The following is a 21,466-nucleotide window of genomic DNA, read 5'->3' on the forward strand; positions in this document are numbered from 1 at the left end:
GTGTGAATCCATCGAGTCTTCCTTCGCAGCGATAGCGGACCTGGACGTGTATGACCGCTATCTGCGGCTTCGCCGTCATTGCCAGAATCCCCCGTGCCCGGTCGGTCTTAGGCTTTTGGCGGACCGTATCCCAACTTGTTGTTGGCCAAGTGAATTACATCGCTGGTGAGCAAACGGTCGATCATCCCTTGCACCTTCTGCGGGGCCGGAGCGGGGCCGAATTTCGTCTGGATGTGGTGCTTGAGCGCCGACAGGCTCTTGGGGCGATTGGCCGCACCCAGATCCTTCAGCAGGTCCCGGTACATCGCGATCGGCGGCTTTTCGCTGGACCTCTTCCTGACAGCCGGTACCTGTGGCGGAGACGCTTGGCCGCTTGTAGCCGGCGCCTGCTGCCTTGCCGGCTTTGCGCCACTTGCCACCTTCTTTTTGGGAACTGCCACTGGCTTGCCCCGCTTGATCGGTGCGGGTGTGGGAGGCTTGGAAGGCACAGTGGTCGTGGCCACCCCACTTGTCGTCGCCTGCTTGGTCACTGTGGCTGGCAGTGCCTTCATGCGCTGGATATAAAACGCCAGCGTTCGGGCGTGTGCGATCGGCGGGTCGTAGCCAGTGTCCTTGGCCAGCACCACAAAGCGGCCCTTGGGGTGCTTGGCGGCGAGATAGCCAAGATAGAACACCAGGTGAAAGTCCAGAGAGTTCGATCCCGATCGCGAGATGGGGATGAGCGTCGAGCTTGGGCTCTTGAGCTCGAAATCGGCTTTGCGCTTGAGTTGATGCGGACCATAGAAGACCCATGCCTGGCCTGCACCTCCGAGCCACGCCTCCACATCGTCGGGGGACGGCTGAACATTTTCTAGATCCACCAGCAAGTGGACCTTGGCCGACGTGGTCACGCGGTGCCGCGGCAGCGCGGGTAGTCCGAGCAGCCCCAGAATTGCTGGCCAGCGTTGGCACCCTTCTTCGCGGTGCGACGCAGCATCGTCTGAGCACACCTCGGGCAGCATGGCGCAGATGCATTCGCCGATCCGGTGTTCGAGCCTGGGGCGCGCTCTGCACTTCGCTCGGGTTTCGGTTGTCCCGTGCTCTTGGCCGCGTTTGCTTGCTTGAGCAGTTGGTGCAGCTTGGCCCCATCAATCAAACGGAGGTTGCGTCCGTTCGCGAACTCCTGCGCCTCGGAGGTGAACTGCCCCGAGGTGACAACGAACCCGCCCGCGGCTCCGATGGCCGCCATTGCGCCGTACAGTTCCCGCACCACGGGCACGCCAACCTTTAAGGCCCGCCATTGCTTGCACTGCACAAGGTAGCGCTCTCCGCTCTTTCTAAGCACCAGATCGACACCATCGTCTGAGCCCGGTGTGTGGTTCTCCTCAACGGCATAGCCCTGGAGCCGGAAACTTTCGCCCACAAGCATCTCGAATTCGCGCCAACTCATGCCGTCCAGCACGCTGGGGGCATCCGAGCGCGTCGCGCTGTCTGCCAAGGAGCTTCGCGTGCGGCGTCGCCAGGCCGAGATTGCAGCGCCGGCGAGGCACAGGAGCGGCAGGATGTACTGACCGACCGAGGCGAGGCCTCGCCCGACGCCGCCGACCATGGCGCCGCTGACGTCACCTGGCTTGAACGCCACCAGCGGTGCCATTGCAATGTGATGAAGCACGACGTAGGCGACAACCGCCAAGACGACACCCACATACCAAGGGAGCAGTGCAACCAGATCGATGAGGTCTTCTGCAGGACTGGACTTCTTGCGGCGGGCCATCGGCAATTCCGTTGTTTGGGTCCATTTTGCTAGTGGGCGGTGCGCGAGAGCGCCCTGCTGGAGGTCAAGTGGGAACTAATTCACACTCGACTGTGGGTCGCATGCGACGTGGAAGCCCAGGGCTTGTCTAAACTGGCGACTCCACGCTGGCAGGCGGGGCCGGCTTTCAATGCGCGCTTCTTGAGTCTCAGGACAGGCGCCTGCCATCTAAGAGCTTCCGGGGGGCTGTCGCAGCTACTGAGATCGGCGTCTACACTGAGGAACGCAGCCCGTCGCGCTGTGTGCGAGCGTTCACAGGTGACGACGACTACCTGGAAACCGTCCACGTTGGGCAAGTTGCTCACCCGTGCACCCGACTGGGCGCTCGAGTTGGACGGCGGGCGCGTCCGCCTCACAATGAACGGTGAGACGACCCAATTTGACGTCGACCAGTTGGAGGGCCTGCCGATCAAGGCCGGCGTGTTCTGGGCGAGGCTCATCATCCCCTTGTGCGGTGCCAATGCATTGGAACTGGGTGGAATCTCCAACAGCAACGCAAACCAATGTGGACAGGCCGTCGCCGCAGCCATTGCGGCGAAGCGCCACTGCGACCAGATCGTGGACCGGGTGCACGCCACCACGGAGGCCTGTCAGCGACAGATCGCTCGCCGCGGGTGGCTCGGCCGCGAGTTTGCGCAGCGCATTGAGAGTTCAAAGCCCTGGTTCGCATCTTCGATAATCGATTCCGTGGCAGGCCGGCACCACCTCGCCCGCCAGCCACCGTCTGTCCAGGACGCGGTGCGAACGTGGGAACGCCCCTTCGAGGAATTTGTCAAGGAAGCGAACGAGCGGCATGCGAACCTGGCCGCAGTGAAGGATCGAAATTTCTTTGATCAGGTGGAGAAATCGCCACTGACCGAGGAGCAACGCAAAGCGGTGGTGTGCTTCGACAACCGCGTGCTCCTCGTGGCCTCCGCCGGCTCGGGAAAGACTTCCACCATGGTCGCCAAAGCTGGCTACGCGCTTCGACACGGGTACTTTTCTCCCGAGCGCATGCTGCTTCTCGCCTTCAACACCGACGCGGCATCGGAACTGCGCGAGCGCATCCGTGCCAGGCTGGACCTTTGGGCCTACCTGCGGATCAAGTTGTCGCGAAGACCTTCCACGCCTTCGGCCTGGATGTCATCGGCAGAGCAACCGGCAGAAAGCCAGCACTCGCCCCCTGGCTGGAGAGCGGCCAGGACCTGGAGACGCTGGTCGGTCTGATTGACGCCCTAAAAGACCGCGATCCAGAGTTCCGAGTTTAGTGGGATCTATATAGCATCGTGCTTTGGCAGGACCTCCCACAGTTTGGCAAGGAAGGAGAAAATCCCAACGCTTGGAGCAGCGAGTCGCGGCGCGAAGGCTTCTGGACCCTCAATGGGGAAGTCGTTGCCGGTTTGCCGGTGTCAAACGTCACACGTGGGCCTAAGCCGGCTTTAACGCTTTCAAGCACTACTAGGTCTGCCTCGAGGGTAAATCTGATGCGTATATCGCTGATCGGAACTGTCCACGCCGAAAGTGGACGCGCCAACTTGGCGGAATTGCGGACGATCCTTGAACGCCTTCAGCCGGACGTCATCTTTGCTGAAATCCCCATTGCCAATCTTGCTGACTATCTCGACGGCTCTCACGGCAATCTCGAGTCTGCTGCAGTTGCCCTCTACCGCGAGCGCCGTCCAGTCAGCGTTGTGCCTGTGGACTTGAACAAACCAAGCGACAAGTTCTTCAGAGAATCTGAGGAGATGTTCAAAAAGGTCGAAAGTACGAGCCCTGAATATCGCCGTCTGATGGACCAGAACAGCTTCGACACGCGAGATCACGGTTTTCCATACCTCAACAGCAATCGCTGCGCCCAAGCATGGGCAGCCATATACCACGAGGTGCGTGCAACCCTCGAATGGATCGGCGACGCCAGGTTGCGACAGATCTACGCTCTATGGACCAAGACAAATGACCGTCGCGAGACAGGAATGCTAGAGAACATTGATGGCTATTGCATACGCGGCGCACTCTCTCATGGAGTGCTTCTCATTGGTGCTGGACACAGGAAAGCCATGGTGGAGAAGGTGCAACAGCAACGAGACGTCGGCGGACCGGGCGTCTCATGGAAACTTGAAAGCGCTCTGGACTGAATGGTGTGAGGGATGCGTCGTAGAGAACGTTGGACCAAGCCGCGTCGCCCGCTGCAGCGACAACTCTGGGGCCTCCCATCGAAACCCGCGCCGTCCGTGACGTACTTCCGCGGCCGCTCTGGCGACCTCCCCAAGCTTGATGAGAATCGGATTGGCCAACTGTCTGGAAAATCCCCGTCATCTCCTGCGCACTGGCTGCTTGCCCAAAGCATGCGGAATGCCAAAGGCGCGATCTGCGCAAACCTGGTGAGCGGCGCGGGCGCTGGCCTCGCTCGATCAGAATAGTGATGTGAGGCGCCTGCCTGGCGCTGAGAGGAACCCAATGGCCGAACCCAAGAATGGAGCACGCCCGCAACGTGACCTGGGAAGGCTTGTCTGCGCAGATTGCGTCGGCGACACCTATCTCGGCGCGGCAATCGACCACGATGCCGGTGACCGCGTCTGCAGCTTCTGCAAGAACGTTCGCGCTGTCGCTGACCTTTCGGCGGTCTGCAAGTTGGCGGACAAGGCGCTATCCCAGACGGTACATCGCGTCGCCCGCCGCACCGGCGAGCGTCGCGAGGCGAGAACCAGCTCGTTCAATACGGCGCACCCGTTTGCTGAACTGATCAAGGTCAATCTCCGCAAGGCAGCGCCTGGCGTTGCTCGCGGCATCAGCGATCAACTGGTTGAGATCGGCAAGGCAAGAAGGGCGAAGGGCGCGGCGCATGCTTGGTCTGGTCGCCACAAGTACGCGGTGAATACCCTCGCTCTTCCGCTCAAGACAGTGGAAGAACAGTGGCAGCGATACCGCTCTGCCGTTGAGAGGGGTGGTCGCTTCTTCAATCAGGATGCCAAGTCCTTCCTGGACGACCTGTTCGCTCCTCTGGATCGTCGGGACGTGAATTCCTCCGTTCTGCAGCCGGCGCTCGTCATGGGCGAGATCTACAGGGCGCGCCTTGCGAACACGCCGCCCGAGGTCGAAGTGATTCGGAAGAAGCCTGCGCAGCAGCTTGGGCCTCCACCACCTGCTCTGGCCAAGACAGGGCGGATGAATGCCGAACGGATCGCCGTGTTCTACGGGGCCTTCCATGTGAAGACAGCCATCGCTGAGATCAGGCCGAGCATTGGCACCACTGTCGTCACTGGGGTATTCAAGGTCGACCGCCCGGTTAGGTGTCTGAACATGTCGGCGCTCGTCTTCAAGAGCTGGGCCACCATCAGCATCTGGGATCCGAAGTTTCAGCACCGGCGTCTGATGCGAGCGCTGTTGCATCGCCTTCATGAGCGTGTGGCGCGCCCCGTGGTTCCCGGGGCCGAGTACGAGTACCTGGCAACTCAGTTTCTCGCCGAGTACCTGTCAGTCCACAAGAAGATCGAGGCCGTCGTGTTCGACTCGGTCCAGCACAAGGGCGGAAAGAATGTCGTGCTGCTCTCGAGCCTCCTCGGCGCCTTCAGCGATAAGCAGAAGGCATACGCCAAGTCGCGCATCAAATTCTTGCCAGGCACAGTGCACCTCCATGCAGTGAAGGGCGTGGACTACGAGACTGAGAACCCAGACAGGCAGCAGAACTTGCTCTTCGAAGATGAGTGACGCCGCCCGCTACGCCACGGCGACCTCGGCACCGAGCCCGTCCATACCCGACTGCACGCTGCCTCGGCGGTCCTTCTCGATGTGTAGATGCATTTCGAACAGGCGCGCTTCAATCTGGCGCAGGATGACAGGCCCGACTAGAAGTTTTTGGCCGCCACCACTCTCACATCTGTTGATAGGCCCCAGCCAGCGTCAGTTGGGATGCCGCCGGCAGGCACATTGGTACGGCCTGATCGGCCGCTGGGAACGAATCGCGCGCCCTGAACCACGCGTTCGACGGCGAGGGACCGCAGCCTGGTTCTCCACGTGCAGTAGCATACATTTGAACGAAGAACAGCGGCCCGCACGACGTCTGCATAGGGAGGATGAATGTATTTGGCGGCTTTGGATGTCAAGGGATTTCGGCGGGTTGAGGATCTCAACCTTCGCTTCAGGCAAGGCCTCAACGTCCTTGTGGGACCCAACAACGTTGGCAAGACTGCAGTGGTCGATGGGTTACGTGCCCTACTGACAACTGCAGAAGAAGGCGCCCTCCGAGTCGATGCCTACGACCTCCACGCATCGGGCGGAAACGCCGCCACCGAGATCACCTTTCACTATGTATTCAGAGATCTCACGCTCGATGAAGAGGCAGACTTTCTCCAGGCCTTGAAGCCAATGCCAGCCGCGCCGGGCGCATCCGACCAGTACGAAGCACATCTGTGGGTGCGGTACAGTGCCAACGGAACGACCGGCCGCATGCGTCCCAAACGTTGGTGCGGCGATCATGAAGAGAACAGCATCACGGCAGAGATGCTCGAAGATCTCCGGGCGGTGTATCTGCCGCCGTTGCGCGATCCGGCGTCCGGGCTCAAGCCCAGCCGCAGCAGCCAGCTGGCACGCCTTATTGATCGGCTCGCCAGCGAAAGCGAGAAGGAAGAACTCGTCAAGCTGCTGAAGGAATTCGAAGAGAAGCTTGAGGTCGAAAAACCCGTCGCTACGACCCAGTCTGCGATTGAGGCTCGCCATGTCTCGATGCTTGGTTCGAAACTCAAGCAGGCACTGAAGGTCGGCCTGACGCCACCCGAGTTCCAGCGGCTGGCCGCGCGCCTGGCGCTTGCCGTCGAAGGCCTCGACATCGAGCAGAACGGGCTGGGGTACAACAACCTTATCTACATGGCCGTTGTCCTGAGCGAGCTGGCCTTGAATCCAGATGCTGCCTATAAGGCGTTGATCGTCGAAGAGCCTGAAGCCCACCTGCATCCGCAGTTGCAAGTCGTGCTACTGGAGCATCTCCAAGCCGTCGAGAAACCCGTAACGGGACAAAAGCCAGTTCAGGTCTTCGTCACCAGCCATTCGCCACATTTCGCGAGCGCGGCAAAACTCGATTCGCTGGCCTGCCTGCATCAAGGTGAAGGAAAGATTGGCGCGTTCTTCCCGAGGGAAGCCACTTTCCCTCCGAAGAAGAAGGAGAAGCTCCAGCGCTACCTCGACGTGACACGTGCGGACTTATTCTTTGCGCGCCGGCTCATCCTCGTCGAAGGAGCGGCCGAGCGCTTTCTGGTCGACGCTATGGCAGCCAAGATGGGCATCAAGCTGCGTGAGCACTCAGTGACGATCCTGAGCACTGAGGGGCTCAACTTCGATTGCTTCGCGCCGCTCTTCGGAAGCACTGCGATCCCTATCCGGGTTGCGATCCTGACCGACGCTGATGCACCGGGCTATCCTGCCCTAGGAGCCACACCGACAATGTCGGCGGCAGCAACGGCGATTGCCAAGCTCGCCAACACCCATATCAAGGCGTACTTCGCAGCGCGCACGCTGGAATACGACCTGGCGCTTCTTCCTGCGAACCAAGCGCACATGCTGAATGCCTTGGTGGATATACATCCGGGCATTGCTGCAGATCTAAAACTCAAAGTCGATGCAGCGGCGGCCGCAGACAAGCCGCGTGAGTTATTTCGCGGTATGTTTGATCGCGGTCCGACTGTCGGCAACGTCAAGAAGGGCGAGTTCGCACAGGCTCTTGCGGCGGTCATCGCCGATGCGACGGTCTCATTCACAACGCCGGCGTACATTGCCGAGGCACTGGCGTACGTGACCGCGCCATGACGGGGCCATTTGTCCCGTCCCCGCAGCAGAAACTGATCATTGACGCAGGCCTCGTCAGCCAGCGCGTCATCGCCTGCGCCGGCAGCGGCAAGACGGCAACGGCTGTACGAAGGCTTGCGGAGATCCGCCGGCAGCTCGGCGCATCTCGGCAGTACGTGGCGCTGCTCTCGTATTCGAATGTCGCGGTTGAAACCTTCCGAGCTGAATTTGCGAAGCTGACCGCAGGGCAGCAGGGATTGTCGAGCCGAGTACTGATATGCACGGTCGACGCCTTCGTGACGTCGCACATCCTGTCACCGCATGCAGCGTCAACGATGCAGTGCGCTCGAAGACCGTATCTGGTAAATGGGCATGAGCCCTTCTTGAAGGGTTTCACCTTCTTCAACGGGAAATTCAACGAGGAGATCCGGCACCTCTCTGCCGTATTGAACGGTACCAGTTGGAACTTCTTCAACACCGCCATGCGCGGCAACGCTGTCCTGGTCAACGATTCCACTGCGCTCGCTGCGATTGGGAAGTTGGGCAAGGCAGGCGCATATACGCACGACCTTGGACGTTACTGGGCGATAAACACGTTGGTGGATCGGCCGCGATTGCTCGGAATTCTTGCGCAGCGCTACCCCTACATCCTTGTCGACGAAGCACAGGACATCGGAAGCGTCCACGGTTGCTTGCTGGAACTATTGATCGCCGAAGGGGCGACCGTATCGCTTGTGGGCGATCCCAACCAGGCAATCTACGAGTTCGCGCACGCCGATGGCCGCTTCCTGCGCAACTTTGATCCTGGGGTCACGGGTCAGAAGGAAACGCTATCGGAGAACCGTCGCTCGATCCAACCGCTGGTAGACGTGACCAACCAATTGAGTGGTACCACATACTTTTCTGCCAGATCGGTCCCGAGTCGCAAAAGCGGGGCATACCTAATGACCTACAGGGACGACGAACTCTTCAAGGTCCGATTGACATTCGCTGAAATGCTTGCCAATCACGGATATAAGCACGACTCGGCGGCAGTGCTCTGCAGAGCCCGAGACACCGTGTCGCTCATCGCGGGATCGAGGGACAGTTGGGGTCAGGGAGCCACGGAACACTTCGCGCGAGCGGCCTTCAACCGGGATCGGAACGGAGACATCGCGGACGCCTTCACCCACGCAGTCGACGGGACGTTTCGTCTGCTAGACAGCCCCCCGTCGACCCTAAGGGCTGCGGTGCTAAGATGCACCGACGACGCTCTGGCAAGAGCCGCGCGGCGCATCATCTGGGCCTTCCTCAGAACACCTGCTACGGGAGTTCCGCCAGCCTCACTGAATGCCAAGGGTGACTGGCTTCCGAAGTTGAAGGCAAATCTAACGCCGCTGCTGACGATGCTTGAAGCGAAATGCGGCTTGCCTAGCATCGCAAAGTGGGGGTACGGGGTCACGTCAAAGGAGCTGACCGAAGAACCGCTTTGGTCCCAGGACCTCGCAACGTCGACCGTGCCCCTTCCAACCGTCAGGACTGTGCACCAGGCGAAAGGACAGAGTATCGATGCCGTCTTGTATTTGCTGCGGTCAACGGACGTATCCAAGCTTCTCGCTGGCCCAGTCCACGAAGACGGGCGGATAGGCTACGTTGGCCTGACGAGAGCGAGAGATCTCTTGGTGGTAGCGCTGCCGCATACAACAAAGGCAGGGCTAATAAGGCGCTTCAAGGACGCCGGCTTCAGTGACTGGTCCTAGCTTTCCGCGCCGACCTAGCTTTGACCCGTTGCCTTGTCGCAGCGTAGCGACTTTAGTACGAACTCGCTTGGTTAAAGACTGATATGGCTCCATGGAGTCAATCGACCGTGCGGGTCTGGGTGACTGCAACCAGTCTTCAACAGACTTCGCAGCCGACCCGGCAGGACTTCACCCGCAATGCGGCGTGAAGCGGTCCTAAGTCTGCGGCGGACCTAAGGACCGCAACCAGTCTAAAGCACCACTTCGCGGCGGCCCAAACAGCTCATGGCCGATCGGGGGTCGAAAGACAGCTTCCGCGACTGAATGCCCGCAGCACTCCGAGTGCGACGTGTCGACGTCCGCTGGATATACTCCCTCCGTCACGCAAAAGGCGTGATCGGGTTTGGAAGCCCTGACGCACCTCTGCGACGAAAGCCGCAGTGACCCTCCGCATGATCTGCGGCCTTTTCGTTCGCGCTCCATTTTTGGCGGCTCGGACGGGAGGGCTCACGCCCTGCCGGTTCTTGCAAGAGGTGCCCGGTCTTCCAACCTGTTCGAGTCGCCGCCACCGTTTGGAAGCGGGTGCGGCGATTGTTCGCAAACCGCACCTCTTGGAGGCCATTGATGGTCCACCCTACTTGCGCGCACGCGCGCCCCCCAGACGCTCTCCCTGTTAAAGACAAATCGTCCGATTCAGATCAAACCGATCCCGCTGCGCTCAAGGCGCAAGCCATCCGCGAAATCAACGCAGTGAGAGAGGCGCATCAAGCCGCCGTCTACGTCCGCCGCCTCGTCGTCTGGGCCCTGTCCACGCACGGCGAAGACGCCCGCCCCAACGCAACCGAATCCCGCTCCCTGCTCGCATTCCTCGAAGGCGAGATCGAGCGTCGCATCCAACTCGCGAAGGCGACCATCACTTCGCTGATGCAATCGCCATAAGGAAGCCGGCACACGCGCGAGACACCCGTTCTCGCGCGTGCCCCACTCCCCAGTTACCGCACCTTCCCGTCTTTCCAAGCCGCCAGCAGCTTCGAATAGTCGATCGTCTCCCCCTTCGGCTTCTCATTCGCCAGCTTCTTCCAAGGCGCATGCTCATCGCTCAGCATCTTGGCGGGGTCCCCCTTCGGCGCCAGCTTGGGCGCGCACTTCGCCATACCAGCGCGCTCCAGCCGACCCATCACGTTGTCCATCTCCTCAGCCAGGTTGTCCATCGCCTTCTGCGGCGTCTTCTCACCAGTAACGGCTTCAGCAACGTTCTTCCACCAGAGTTGCGCGAGCTTCGGATAGTCCGGCACGTTCGTCCCGGTCGGCGTCCACGCCACACGCGCCGGGCTGCGATAGAACTCGATCAGCCCACCGTACTTGTTGGCGTTCTGCGTGAAGTACTCGTGTTGGATATCGCTCTCGCGGATGAAGGTCAAACCGACGACGCTCTTCTTGGCCGACACAGTCTTCGACGTCACGAATTGCGCGTAGAGCCAGGCAGCAGCGGTCTTGTTCGGGTCATGCGCCTTGAAGAAGGTCCACGAGCCGACGTCCTGGTAACCGTTCTGCATGCCCTGCTTCCAGTACGGACCGTTGGGGCCAGGGGCCATGCGCCACTTGGGTGATCCGTCGGCGTTGACCACCGGCAGGCCGGCCTTGGTCATGTCGGCAGTGAAGGCGGTGTACCAGAAGATCTGTTGCGCGATCTGCCCTTGCGCGGGCACGGGGCCGGCTTCGCCGAAGGTCATGCCCGTGGCTTCCTTGGGCGCGTACTTCTTCATCCAGTCGATGTACTTGGTGAGCGCATAAACGGCTGCCGGCGAGTTGGTCGCACCGCCGCGTGACACACTGGCGCCGACGGGCGTGCACTTGTCGGCCGCGACCTTGATGCCCCATTCGTCCACCGGCATGCCGTTGGGGATGCCCTTGTCCGCAGTGCCGGCCATGGAGAGCCATGCATCGGTAAAGCGCCAGCCGAGCGACGGGTCTTTCTTGCCGTAGTCCATGTGGCCGTAGATGGGCTTGCCGTCGATGGTCTTCACGTCGTTGGTGAAGAACTCGGCGATGTCTTCATACGCGCTCCAGTTGAGCGGCACGCCGAGGTCATAGCCGTACTTGGCCTTGAACTTGTCCTTGAGATCCTGCTTCGCGAACAGGTCGGCCCGGAACCAGTAGAGGTTGGCAAACTGCTGGTCGGGCAACTGGTAGAGCTGGCCGTCGGGTGCCGTCGTGAAGCTGGTGCCGATGAAGTCCTTCACGTCGAGGCCGGGGTTGGTCCACTCCTTGCCGGAGCCGGCCATGTACTCGGTGAGCGACATGATCTTGCCGTAGCGGTAGTGGGTGCCGATGAGGTCGGAGTCGGAGATCCAGCCGTCATAGATCGACTTGCCCGACTGCATGGAGGTCTGCAGTTTCTCGACGACGTCGCCTTCCTGGATGATGTCGTGCTTCACCTTGATGCCGGTGATTTCCTCGAAGGCCTTGGCCAGTGTCTTCGATTCGTACTCGTGCGTGGTGATGGTCTCCGACACCACGGATATCTCCTTCACGCCCTTGTCCTGCAGCTTCTTGGCGGTATCGATGAACCATTTCATCTCTGCGGCCTGCTGCTCCTTGTTCAGGCTCGACGGCTGGAATTCGCTGTCGATCCATTTCTTGGCTTCTGCCTCCCCGGCCCATGCGCTCTGCAAGGCGAAAGTCGCCGCGGCCAGTGCCAATGCTGTGTAGCGAATCTTCATGATGTCTCCTCGATGGCGCTTCCCGGTTCTTGCGGAGGCGGCTCCGGGAAAGCGGAGAGCCGGTCCGTTGGTAAACAAAAACTCGAATCCCGAAGCTCAGCCCTTCTTCATGATCAGCGCGAGCACGAGCATCGAGATGACGAAGCTGATCCAGATCGACGGCTCGGCCTCCAGGCTCATCCACTCCTGCAGCTTGCCCGCGATGCCGATGAAGATCAGGTTGATGTAGGCGGCGATGAGCAGCCCGATGAAGAGCCGGTCGCCGCGTGTGGTGTCCATTGGCAGCCAGCCGCGGCGCAAGGTGGTGGGCGACTTCAGTTCCCACACGGTCATGCCCACGAGCATCAGGCCGATGCAGGTGAAGAACACTGCTACAGGTGTGGTCCAAACCATCCAGTCAAACATAAGCACACCCCCAGTCTTCGCGCACTTCGTGTCGCTTCGCCAACCCCCTTGCAGGGGGCAACACCAGCGGCCCGGCCAAGCCGGCTCCGCGGTGTTTCCGAAAAGGAGCGTTCCGCAATCGCTGTGGTTTCATCAGACCCTCCCCATCGCAAAGCCTTTTGCGATGTAGTGACGAACGAACCAGATGACGATGGCGCCGGGCACGATCGTCAGCACGCCGGCCGCTGCCAGCGTGGCCCAATCCATCCCCGATGCACTCACGGTGCGCGTCATCGTCGCGACGATGGGCTTGGCGTTCACGCTGGTCAGCGTGCGCGCCAGCAGCAGCTCGACCCAGCTGAACATGAAGCAGAAGAAGGCCGCGACACCGACGCCCGCCTTGATGAGCGGCAGGAAGATGGTGAGGAAGAAGCGCGGGAACGAATACCCGTCGATGTAGGCCGTTTCGTCGATCTCGCGCGGTATGCCGCTCATGAAGCCTTCGAGGATCCACACCGCCAGCGGCACGTTGAAGAGCAGGTGCGCCAGCGCGACGCCGAGGTGCGTATCCATCAGCCCGACGGTCGAATAGAGCTGGAAGAACGGCAGCAGGAACACCGCCGGTGGCGTCATGCGGTTGGTCAGCAGCCAGAAGAAGACGTGCTTGTCGCCGAGGAAGGAATAGCGCGAGAAGGCGTAGGCCGCAGGCAGCGCCACCGTGAGCGAGATGACCGTGTTGATGCCGACGTAGATCAGGCTGTTGATGTAGCCCGAGTACCAGGACTCATCCGTGAAGATGCGCCGGTAGTTCTCCCACGTGAAGGTCTGCGGGAAGAACGAGAAGCTCGACAGGATCTCCTCGTTCGTCTTGAAGCTCATGTTGATCATCCAGTAGATGGGCAACAGGGCGAACACGATGTAGAGCACCAGGAACAGGCTGCGCTTGCGGAAGCGGTCTTCGTTCATTTGGTTTCCTCCGCGACGTCTTGCGTGCCGACCCGCAGCATCCAGTTGTAGAGCACGAAGCAGAGCAGCAGGATGATGAGGAAGTAGATGAGCGAGAAGGCCGCTGCCGGCCCGAGGTCGAACTGGCCGACCGCTTTCTGCGTGAGGTACTGGCTCAGGAAGGTGGTCGCATTGCCCGGCCCTCCTCCCGTCAGCACGAAGGGCTCGGTGTAGATCATGAAGCTGTCCATGAAGCGCAGCAGCACGGCGATGACCAGCACGCCGCGCATCTTGGGGAGCTGGATGTAGCGGAACACCGCGAACTTGCTGGCGCCGTCGATGCGTGCGGCCTGGTAGTAGGCGTCGGGGATGGAGCGCAGGCCCGCAAAGCACAGCAGCGCGACCAGCGGCGTCCAGTGCCACACGTCCATCAGCAGCACGGTGAGCCACGCATCCCTGGCGTTGCCGGTGTAGCTGTAGTCGATGCCCATCTTCTGCAGCGCGAAGCCGAAGAGCCCGATGTCGGCGCGGCCGAAGATCTGCCAGATGGTGCCGACCACGTTCCACGGGATCAGCAGCGAGAGCGCGACGACCACCAGCACGGCGGAGGCTTTCCAACCGGTGGCGGGCATCGAGAGCGCGAGGACGATGCCGAGCGGAATCTCGACCACGAGCACGGCGATCGAGAAGCCGAGTTGCCGGAACAGCGCGGCGTGCAGCTCGTCGTCGCGCATCACCGCGGCGAACCATTCGGTGCCGACGAACACGCGGCGCTCGGGCGAGATGATGTCCTGCACCGAGTAGTTGACGACCGTCATCAGCGGCACGATGGCCGAGAAGGCGACGCACAGCAGCACGGGCAGCACGAGCCACCAGGCGCGCTGGTTGATGGGCTTGTTGGTACCGTTCATAGAGCAACCTCCGTGCTTCGCACTGCGGTATTCGCCTTCGGAGCGGCCGGGCGGCTCATGCGACAAGCTCCTCATCGCGATAGAAGCAGCTCTTGCGTCCCAGCACCTGCAGCCAGACGGTGTTGCCGACGGCGGGGACAAGGGCATCCGATGCGAGGCGCGCCTTCAATGCGCTGCCGTTGAGCTGGGCGGTGAGCATCCAGTGGGTGCCGACGTCCTGCACTTGGGTCAGCATCGCAGGCACCGCGCCCGGCGCGTTCGGCTCGGCGAGCGTGACGTATTCGGGGCGGATGCCGACCTTGAGCGGGCCTTCGGGCAGTTCACGCATGGCAGGCAATCGAGTTCCTGCGATGTCGAGCATGCCGCCCGCGCTCTGCGCCGGCAGGAAATTCATGCCCGGCGAGCCGATGAAGTGGCCGACGAAGGTGTGGGCCGGCCGCTCGAACAGGGCCTCGGCGCTGCCGATCTGCACGGCCTTGCCGCGCGTCATCACGACGACCTCTTCCGCAAAGGTCAGCGCCTCGACCTGGTCGTGTGTGACGTAGATCAGCGTGAGCTTGAGTTCGCGGTGGATCTGCTTGAGCTTGCGACGGAGCTGCCACTTGAGGTGCGGGTCGATGACGGTCAGCGGCTCGTCGAAGAGCACGGCGGAGACATCGCTGCGCACCAGGCCGCGACCAAGGGAAATCTTCTGCTTGGCATCGGCCGCGAGCCCGGCCGCGCGCTGGTTGAGCTGGCCGCTCATGTCGAGCATCTCGGCGATCTCGCCGACGCGCTTGCGGATCTGCTCGGCGGGCATGTTGCGGTTGCGCAGCGGAAACGCGAGGTTCTGCGCCACAGTCATGGTGTCGTAGATCACCGGGAACTGGAACACCTGCGCGATGTTGCGCTGCTGCGGCGTTTCGAGCGTCACGTCACGGCCGTTGAACTTGACGGTGCCCTTCGACGGCGCCAGCAGCCCCGAGATGATGTTGAGCATCGTGGTCTTGCCGCATCCCGAGGGGCCGAGCAAGGCATAGGCGCCGCCGTCGCGGAAGCTCATCTTCAGCGGCAGCAAGGCATAGTCGCTGTCCTCCGTCGGATTCGGTCGGTAGGCGTGGGCGAGGTCGAGGTCGATGCGGGCCATGTCAGCCTCCCTTGTGGCGCCAGGCCGGTGCGACGGCCAGGCGTTCGCTGCTGTCGAACACGTAGGCCTGTGATGGGCTGAAGTACAGCGTGATCGCCGCGCCGAGATCAAAGCGATGCACGCCGGTGAGCTGCGCCACCAACTCGCCCACCAGCGTCTCTACGTGGACGAAGGTGTCGGAGCCAGAGATTTCCGCCAGCTCGACCTTGCCGGGCAGGGCCATGTCGCCGTTGCTCGCGCCGACGTTGAGCGCGCTCGAGCGCAGGCCGATCGTGACGGCACCTTCGATGCCAGCGGGCAGCGCAAGCGGCAGCATGGGGCCGCCCTCTATCTGCACGCCACCCTCGACCACGCGCCCGGTCATCAGGTTCATCGGCGGATCGCTGAAGGCGCGCGCCACGCGCAGCGATTGCGGCGAATGGAAGACTTCGGCGGTCGGCCCGTACTGGAGCAATTCACCGGCATCCATCACCGCCGTATAGCCGCCGAGCAGCAGGGCCTCGCCGGGTTCGGTGGTGGCGTAGATCACGGTCGAGTCACCCATCGCGAAGAGTTGCGTGAGTTCATCGCGCAGGCCCTCGCGCAGCTTGTAGTCGAGGTTCACCAGTGGCTCGTCGAGCAGCATCAGCGGCGCGCCCTTGGCCAGCGCGCGCGCCAATGCCACGCGCTGCTGCTGGCCGCCCGACAGTTCCGCCGGGTAGCGGTCGAGGAACATGCCGATATGCAGCTTGTCGGCCAGTTCGCGCACGCGCGCATCGACGTTCTTCTCTCCGCGCAGCTTGAGCGGCGAGCCGATGTTCTCGGCGACCTTGAGCGAGGGGTAGTTGATGAACTGCTGGTACACCATCGCCACGTTGCGCTCGCGCACCGGCACGCCCGTCACGTCCTTGCTGTCGACCAGGACCTTGCCTTCGGTCGGCGCATCGAGCCCGGCCATGAGCCGCATCAGGCTGGTCTTGCCGGCCTGCGTGGCGCCCAGCAGCACGGTCACCGCGCCGCTCTTCGGCGCGATGCTCTGCGGGTAGAGCCAGGTTTGCGCGCCCACCTTCTTGGTGACGCGTTCGAGTGTCAGCTGCATGGACCTCCCTCTGTCGCATAGGCTTCGGAACGTGCGTGAGCCTGCATCCAGGTGTTGACCTGCTCGCGTTCGATGCGCGTGTAGTGCAGGCCGAGCTTGGACCGGCGCCACAGCACGTCGTCGCCGCTGCAGGCCCATTCCTCGTCGCTCAGGTAGTGCAGTTCGCGCTCGTGGAGTCCGGGCGCGACGGCCTCGCCCATGTCGTCCATCGATCGCGCGTCGCCGATGACTTCCGCCACGCGGGCACCGTAGGCGCGCGCGAGACGGCGCGCGAGATTGAATTCGAGCCACGGGTATTTCGTGCGGACGGCTTCGACGAAGCGCTCGAAGTCGTCGTCGGGGCGTGAGGTGCGGCTGGTGCCGTCGATCCAGGCCGAGAGGTCGCCGCCGGCCATGAACGCGCCTTCGGTCCATGGCGTGCGGGTCTCGCCGAGCATGCGGCCCACCTCGTCGGCCGCGTCCTCGGCCAGCTTGCGGAAGGTGGTGATCTTGCCGCCCCACACCGACAGCAGCGGCGCGGCGGTGGTGTTGGATTCGAGCATGTAGTCGCGGGTCACGGCCGAGGGGTCGCCCGATTCGTCGTCGAGCAAGGGCCGGACTCCTGAATAAGTCCACACCACGTCCGCCGGGATGACGGGCTTCCTGAAGTAGCGGCTGGCCTGCGTGCAGAGGTATTCGACCTCGTCGTCGCCGATGTGCGCGGCGCCGGGATCGTCGCCTTGCAGTTCGATGTCGGTGGTGCCGATGAGCGTGAAGTCGTCCTGGTAAGGGATCGCGAAGATGATCCGCTTGTCGGGGTTCTGGAAGATGTAGGCATGGTCGTGGCCGAAGACGCGCGGCACGACGATGTGGCTGCCTTTGACCAGGCGCAGGTGCCGTGTCGCGAGCGCCTCACCCTGCGCCGAGTGCGCCACGCCGCGCAGGAAGGTTTCGGCCCAGGGGCCGGCCGCGTTGACCACGGCACGGGCGCGCACGGTGCGCCGGCCTTCGGGGCCTTCGAGCACGGCGGTCCAGCCTTCGGCGTTGCGCTGGGCGCTGACGCAGCATGTGCGCGTCAGGATTTCCGCGCCGCGTGCGCGTGCGTCGAGCGCGTTGAGGACGACGAGCCGCGCGTCGTCCACCCAGCCGTCCGAATAGACGAAGCCGCGCTTGAATTCGGGCTTGAGAGCGGCACCGGCCTCGTGCCGCTTGAGATCGACCGTGCGCGAACCCGGCAGCACTTCGCGGCGCGCCAGGTGGTCGTACATGAAGAGGCCCATGCGGATCATCCAGGCCGGGCGCATCGACGGGTCATGCGGCATCACGAAACGCAGCGGCCACATGATGTGCGGCGCGCTCTTGAGCAGCACCTCGCGCTCCTGCAGCGCCTTGCGCACGAGCGAGAACTCGTAGTACTCGAGGTAGCGAAGCCCGCCGTGGATCAGCTTGGTGGACGAGGACGAGGTGTGCGCCGCGAGATCGTCCTTCTCGCACAGCAGCACGCGCCAGCCGCGGCCCGCCAGGTCGCGGGCGATGCCGCAACCATTGATGCCGCCGCCGACGATCAGCACGTCGCATTCGATGGCAGTGGTGGTCGATGACGGGGCGTTTTCGCTCACAGGGGCCGGGTCCTTGGGAATGTGACTTAATGCACGGTTTAGGGGCATTTCGTTTTCGTATTTTTTCATTCTGGTTCCTTATGGCGCGATTTTCTTCGGCGTTAACCCTTAATACTCTTCGTTTCCTTTCGTTCTAAAGTCGTGCGCCCCCTATCGATGCATGTTTCCGTGAACTCCAATCCGCGCCAGATCAAGCTGCTCAATACCGTGCGTTCGCGTGGCTCGGTCACCGTCGAGCAACTGGCGGACATGCTCGACGTGACCCTGCAGACGGTGCGTCGCGATGTGCAGCGGCTGGCCGATGAAGGGTTGTTGACGCGCTTTCACGGCGGCGTGCGCGTGCCGAGTTCGACCACCGAAAACATCGGCTACCAGCAGCGCGAGACGCTGCATGCCGAGGGCAAGGCCCGCATCGCGCGCGCGGTGGCGGCGCGGGTGCCGAACGACTGTTCGCTGATCCTCAACATCGGCACCACGACCGAGGCCATCGCGAAGGCGCTGCTTCACCACACCGGATTGCGCGTGATCACCAACAACCTGAACGTCGCGACCATCCTGAGCGACAACCCCAACTGCGAGGTAATCGTCGCCGGTGGCTCGGTGCGGCTGCGCGATCGCGCGATCGTGGGCGAGGCGACGGTCGACTTCATCCGCCAGTTCAAGGTCGACATCGCGCTGATCGGGGTGTCCAGCATCGAGGCCGACGGCACGCTGCGCGACTTCGACCTGCGTGAGGTGAAGGTGGCGCAAACCATCATCGCGCAGGCGCGCGAGGTGTGGCTTGCGGCCGACGCGAGCAAGTTCAACCGCCCTGCGATGATCGAGCTCGCGAAGCTCTCGCAGATCGATTGCCTCTTTACCGACGCGGAACCGCCACCGCCCTTCCCCGAGCTGCTCGAACGAGCACAAGTCCGCTGCGAAATCGCGCGAGAACACTGAAGGACCGTCATGACTTACCTGCTCGCCCTCGACCAGGGCACGTCGAGCTCCCGCAGCATCGTCTTCGACCGCGAGGGCCGCATCGTCGCCATCGCCCAACGGGAACTCACGCAGATCTACCCGCAGCCCGGCTGGGTCGAGCACGATCCGATGGAGATCTGGACCAGCCAGCTCGCGACCGCGCGCGAGGTGCTCGTCAAGGCGAAGCTGAAGGCGAGCGATATCCATGCGGTCGGCATCACCAACCAGCGCGAGACCACGGTGGTGTGGAACCGCAAGACCGGGCAGCCGGTGCATCACGCCATCGTCTGGCAGGACCGCCGGGCCGAACCGCTGTGTGCGAAGCTCCGCGAAGACGGGATGACGGACGCGATCCGCGAGAAGACCGGGCTCGTGATCGATGCCTACTTCTCTGGCACCAAATTGCGCTGGCTGCTCGACAACGTGCCCGGCGTGCGCACGCAGGCCGAGCGCGGCGAATTGGCCTTCGGCACCATCGACAGCTGGTTGATCTGGCAGCTCACGGGCGGCAGGGTGCATGTCACCGATGTAAGCAATGCATCGCGCACGATGCTCTTCAACGTCCACGACAACGAGTGGGATGCCGATCTGCTGAAGGCGCTTGACATCCCCGCCTCGCTGATGCCCGACGTCAAGCCGTCGAGCGCGCACTTCGCCGACACCGATGCGGAATTGCTGGAGCGCAGCCTGCCGATCGGCGGCGTCGCGGGCGACCAGCAGAGCGCCCTCTTCGGCCAGGCCTGCTTCGAGGCCGGCATGGCGAAGAACACCTATGGCACCGGCTGCTTCCTGCTGATGCATACGGGCGGCGCCTTCCAGCCTTCGCACAACGGGCTGCTGGTGACGAGTGCCGCACAGACGAGTGCGCAACCTCAGTACGCGATGGAAGGCAGCGTGTTCGTCGGCGGCGCGGTCGTGCAATGGCTGCGCGACGGACTCAAGGCCATACCAGGCAGCGCGCAAGTGCAGGCGCTGGCCGAGAGCGTGCCGGATGCGGGCGGCGTGATGATGGTGCCGGCCTTCACCGGCCTCGGCGCGCCGTACTGGGACGCTGACGCGCGCGGGATCATCACCGGCCTGACGCGCGGCACGACCGTCGCGCACATCGCGCGCGCTGCGCTGGAAAGCATCGCCTACCAGAGCGCCGCGCTGCTGCAGGCGATGAGCCGGGATGCGGTCGCTGCAGGCGGGACGCCCGTTGCCGAACTGCGGGTGGACGGCGGCGCCTGCGTGAACAACCTGCTGATGCAGTTCCAGGCGGACCTGCTGGGCATCCCGGTCGTGCGTCCGGAAGTGACGGAGACCACTGCGCTGGGCGCGGCCTACCTTGCAGGGCTGTCGACGGGCGTGTACAGCGACGTGAGCCAGCTATCGAAACTCTGGCGCATTGAAAGGCGCTTCATGCCGACGATGGGCCGCACACAGGCCGAGGAATCGATGGCCCGCTGGGAACGCGCAGTCCGGCAGGCCACAGCCACCTGACAGCGCGAACCCTGCGCGCGCTCAGTGGCCGGGGACCAGGAAGTCCTGGCTGATTCGCCACCCGAGTTCGTTCACCCGATCGAGGAACTGCGTCAAATACGCATGCAGCCCCGTCGCGAGGATCTCGTCGACCCGCGCGTACTGCAGATCCGCCAACAGCTTCCCCGCCCGCCGCTGCGTCTCCGCACTCTGCTCGTTCTTCACCTTCTCGAGGTTGTTGACGACCTCGTGCAGGCTCGCATGCAACGAGCGCGGCATGTCCGCGCGCAGGATCAGCAGTTCCGCCACGCGCTCGGGCTTGATCACGTCGCGGTACACCTTGCGGTAGACCTCGAAGGCCGAGACGCTGCGCAGGATCGCGCTCCAGTGATAGAAGTCGTACTCCTGGTCTTCCTCGGTGGCGGTGCCGAAGAACTCGCTGTTGAGCGCGTGGAACTTGACGTCGACCAGCCGCGCCGTGTTGTCCGCGCGTTCGAGGAAGGTGCCGAGGCGCGAGAAGTAGAAGGCCTCGTCCTGCAGCATGGTGCCCAGCGTCACGCCGCGCGACAGGTGCGAGCGGAACTTCACCCATTCGAAGAACTGCGCCGGGTCGCGTTCGAACTCGCCGGTGCGCAGCATGCGGTTGACTTCGAGCCAGGTGGTGTTCTGCGTTTCCCACGCCTCGGTGGTGAGGGCGCCGCGCACGGCGCGCGCGTTCTCGCGCGCGGCGCGCAGGCACGAGAGGATGGACGACGGATTCGACTCGTCCTTGACCATGAACTCCATCACCTCGTTCGGCTTGAAGTGGTCGTGCTTCTCGTTGTAGAGCGGCAGCAGTTCGCTGATGGAGAGCAGGCCCTGCCAGCCGTACTTGGCGACTTCGGCGGATTGCGGCAGCAGCGAGGTCTGGTAGTTGACGTCGAGCATGCGGGCGGTGTTTTCCGCGCGCTCGGTGTAACGCGACATCCAGTAGAGGTGATCGGCGGTGCGTGACAACATATCTTGAAGCTCCC

At 62.7% G+C, this 21,466-nt stretch carries 18 protein-coding genes; 8 read left to right on the forward strand and 10 right to left on the reverse strand.

All coding sequences use genetic code 11. The features are described 5' to 3' along the window. Nucleotides 1-107: 107 nt before the first annotated feature. Nucleotides 108-890, reverse strand: a complete 783-nt coding sequence (locus AC1D3B_RS00225; RefSeq protein ID WP_478188658.1) for a PIN domain-containing protein — start codon at nt 888-890, stop codon at nt 108-110. Next, nucleotides 887-1,753 carry a restriction endonuclease gene (locus AC1D3B_RS00230; protein WP_478188659.1) on the reverse strand — a complete coding sequence of 289 codons (867 nt, stop codon included), beginning with the start codon at nt 1,751-1,753 and terminating at the stop codon, nt 887-889. Before AC1D3B_RS00230 ends, AC1D3B_RS00225 begins: the two co-directional genes overlap by 4 nt. A 108-nt stretch (nt 1,754-1,861) precedes the next feature. Here AC1D3B_RS00230 and AC1D3B_RS00235 point away from each other — a divergent pair, with 108 nt between their 5' ends. From AC1D3B_RS00235 to AC1D3B_RS00260, 6 genes are all read left to right on the forward strand, one after another. Then, nucleotides 1,862-2,998, forward strand: coding sequence for a UvrD-helicase domain-containing protein (locus AC1D3B_RS00235; protein ID WP_478188660.1), 1,137 nt, complete (start codon nt 1,862-1,864; stop codon nt 2,996-2,998). A 257-nt stretch (nt 2,999-3,255) separates the two neighbouring features. Then, nucleotides 3,256-3,906 carry a hypothetical protein gene (locus tag AC1D3B_RS00240; RefSeq protein WP_478188661.1) on the forward strand — a complete coding sequence of 217 codons (651 nt, stop codon included), beginning with the start codon at nt 3,256-3,258 and terminating at the stop codon, nt 3,904-3,906. Between the two features lie 322 nt (nt 3,907-4,228). Continuing rightward, a complete protein-coding gene (locus AC1D3B_RS00245) occupies nt 4,229-5,479 on the forward strand; it encodes an RES family NAD+ phosphorylase (protein WP_478188662.1) in 1,251 nt (416 codons plus the stop codon). A 369-nt stretch (nt 5,480-5,848) separates the two neighbouring features. Then, the gene (locus AC1D3B_RS00250) at nt 5,849-7,570 is read left to right on the forward strand and encodes an ATP-dependent nuclease (RefSeq protein WP_478188663.1); all 1,722 of its coding nucleotides are present in this window, start codon (nt 5,849-5,851) and stop codon (nt 7,568-7,570) included. Next, a complete protein-coding gene (locus tag AC1D3B_RS00255) occupies nt 7,567-9,288 on the forward strand; it encodes a UvrD-helicase domain-containing protein (protein WP_478188664.1) in 1,722 nt (573 codons plus the stop codon). Before AC1D3B_RS00250 ends, AC1D3B_RS00255 begins: the two co-directional genes overlap by 4 nt. 729 nt (nt 9,289-10,017) lie before the next feature. Continuing rightward, a complete protein-coding gene (locus AC1D3B_RS00260) occupies nt 10,018-10,206 on the forward strand; it encodes a hypothetical protein (RefSeq protein WP_478188665.1) in 189 nt (62 codons plus the stop codon). A gap of 53 nt (nt 10,207-10,259) precedes the next feature. Here the strand turns inward: AC1D3B_RS00260 and AC1D3B_RS00265 are convergent, their stop codons facing one another. The 7 genes from AC1D3B_RS00265 to glpD form a co-directional block, all read right to left on the reverse strand. After that, entirely contained in the window at nt 10,260-11,990 is a 1,731-nt protein-coding gene (locus AC1D3B_RS00265; RefSeq protein ID WP_478188666.1) for an ABC transporter substrate-binding protein, read from the reverse strand. A gap of 96 nt (nt 11,991-12,086) precedes the next feature. Then, on the reverse strand, nt 12,087-12,395 hold the full coding sequence (locus AC1D3B_RS00270; protein ID WP_478188987.1) for a DUF2160 domain-containing protein: 309 nt from the start codon (nt 12,393-12,395) through the stop codon (nt 12,087-12,089). Nucleotides 12,396-12,527: 132 nt separating this feature from the next. Further along, the gene (locus tag AC1D3B_RS00275; protein ID WP_435516931.1) at nt 12,528-13,340 is read right to left on the reverse strand and encodes a carbohydrate ABC transporter permease; all 813 of its coding nucleotides are present in this window, start codon (nt 13,338-13,340) and stop codon (nt 12,528-12,530) included. Beyond that, nucleotides 13,337-14,230, reverse strand: a complete 894-nt coding sequence (locus tag AC1D3B_RS00280; RefSeq protein ID WP_478188667.1) for a carbohydrate ABC transporter permease — start codon at nt 14,228-14,230, stop codon at nt 13,337-13,339. Before AC1D3B_RS00280 ends, AC1D3B_RS00275 begins: the two co-directional genes overlap by 4 nt. A gap of 55 nt (nt 14,231-14,285) precedes the next feature. Beyond that, on the reverse strand, nt 14,286-15,356 hold the full coding sequence (locus AC1D3B_RS00285; protein ID WP_478188668.1) for an ABC transporter ATP-binding protein: 1,071 nt from the start codon (nt 15,354-15,356) through the stop codon (nt 14,286-14,288). 1 nt (nt 15,357) lies between these two features. After that, on the reverse strand, nt 15,358-16,434 hold the full coding sequence (locus tag AC1D3B_RS00290) for an ABC transporter ATP-binding protein (protein WP_478188669.1): 1,077 nt from the start codon (nt 16,432-16,434) through the stop codon (nt 15,358-15,360). Then, nucleotides 16,425-18,101 carry a glycerol-3-phosphate dehydrogenase gene (gene glpD / locus AC1D3B_RS00295; RefSeq protein ID WP_478188670.1) on the reverse strand — a complete coding sequence of 559 codons (1,677 nt, stop codon included), beginning with the start codon at nt 18,099-18,101 and terminating at the stop codon, nt 16,425-16,427. The genes AC1D3B_RS00290 and glpD overlap by 10 nt, the downstream gene beginning before the upstream one ends. 99 nt (nt 18,102-18,200) lie before the next feature. Between glpD and AC1D3B_RS00300 the strand changes: the two genes are divergently transcribed. Then, complete coding sequence (locus AC1D3B_RS00300) at nt 18,201-18,971, forward strand: DeoR/GlpR family DNA-binding transcription regulator (RefSeq protein WP_478188671.1); 771 nt, start codon at nt 18,201-18,203, stop codon at nt 18,969-18,971. 9 nt (nt 18,972-18,980) lie between these two features. Further along, a complete protein-coding gene (gene glpK, locus AC1D3B_RS00305; RefSeq protein WP_478188672.1) occupies nt 18,981-20,474 on the forward strand; it encodes a glycerol kinase GlpK in 1,494 nt (497 codons plus the stop codon). Nucleotides 20,475-20,495: 21 nt separating this feature from the next. Here glpK and AC1D3B_RS00310 read toward each other — a convergent pair whose 3' ends face one another. Continuing rightward, the gene (locus tag AC1D3B_RS00310) at nt 20,496-21,452 is read right to left on the reverse strand and encodes an alpha-E domain-containing protein (RefSeq protein ID WP_435516938.1); all 957 of its coding nucleotides are present in this window, start codon (nt 21,450-21,452) and stop codon (nt 20,496-20,498) included. Nucleotides 21,453-21,466 lie beyond the last annotated feature (14 nt).

The sequence above is a fragment of the Variovorax sp. P5_A3 genome (genome assembly GCF_056400665.1).

Coding starts and splice junctions, on each gene's coding strand:
- AC1D3B_RS00230 (WP_478188659.1), bottom strand. CDS start 1,753: ATGGCCCGCCGCAAGAAGTCCAGTCCTGCAGAAGACCTCATCGATCTG.
- AC1D3B_RS00240 (WP_478188661.1), top strand. CDS start 3,256: ATGCGTATATCGCTGATCGGAACTGTCCACGCCGAAAGTGGACGCGCC.
- AC1D3B_RS00245 (WP_478188662.1), top strand. CDS start 4,229: ATGGCCGAACCCAAGAATGGAGCACGCCCGCAACGTGACCTGGGAAGG.
- AC1D3B_RS00250 (WP_478188663.1), top strand. CDS start 5,849: ATGTATTTGGCGGCTTTGGATGTCAAGGGATTTCGGCGGGTTGAGGAT.
- AC1D3B_RS00255 (WP_478188664.1), top strand. CDS start 7,567: ATGACGGGGCCATTTGTCCCGTCCCCGCAGCAGAAACTGATCATTGAC.
- AC1D3B_RS00265 (WP_478188666.1), bottom strand. CDS start 11,990: ATGAAGATTCGCTACACAGCATTGGCACTGGCCGCGGCGACTTTCGCC.
- AC1D3B_RS00270 (WP_478188987.1), bottom strand. CDS start 12,395: ATGTTTGACTGGATGGTTTGGACCACACCTGTAGCAGTGTTCTTCACC.
- AC1D3B_RS00275 (WP_435516931.1), bottom strand. CDS start 13,340: ATGAACGAAGACCGCTTCCGCAAGCGCAGCCTGTTCCTGGTGCTCTAC.
- AC1D3B_RS00280 (WP_478188667.1), bottom strand. CDS start 14,230: ATGAACGGTACCAACAAGCCCATCAACCAGCGCGCCTGGTGGCTCGTG.
- AC1D3B_RS00285 (WP_478188668.1), bottom strand. CDS start 15,356: ATGGCCCGCATCGACCTCGACCTCGCCCACGCCTACCGACCGAATCCG.
- AC1D3B_RS00290 (WP_478188669.1), bottom strand. CDS start 16,434: ATGCAGCTGACACTCGAACGCGTCACCAAGAAGGTGGGCGCGCAAACC.
- glpD (WP_478188670.1), bottom strand. CDS start 18,101: ATGAAAAAATACGAAAACGAAATGCCCCTAAACCGTGCATTAAGTCAC.
- glpK (WP_478188672.1), top strand. CDS start 18,981: ATGACTTACCTGCTCGCCCTCGACCAGGGCACGTCGAGCTCCCGCAGC.
- AC1D3B_RS00310 (WP_435516938.1), bottom strand. CDS start 21,452: ATGTTGTCACGCACCGCCGATCACCTCTACTGGATGTCGCGTTACACC.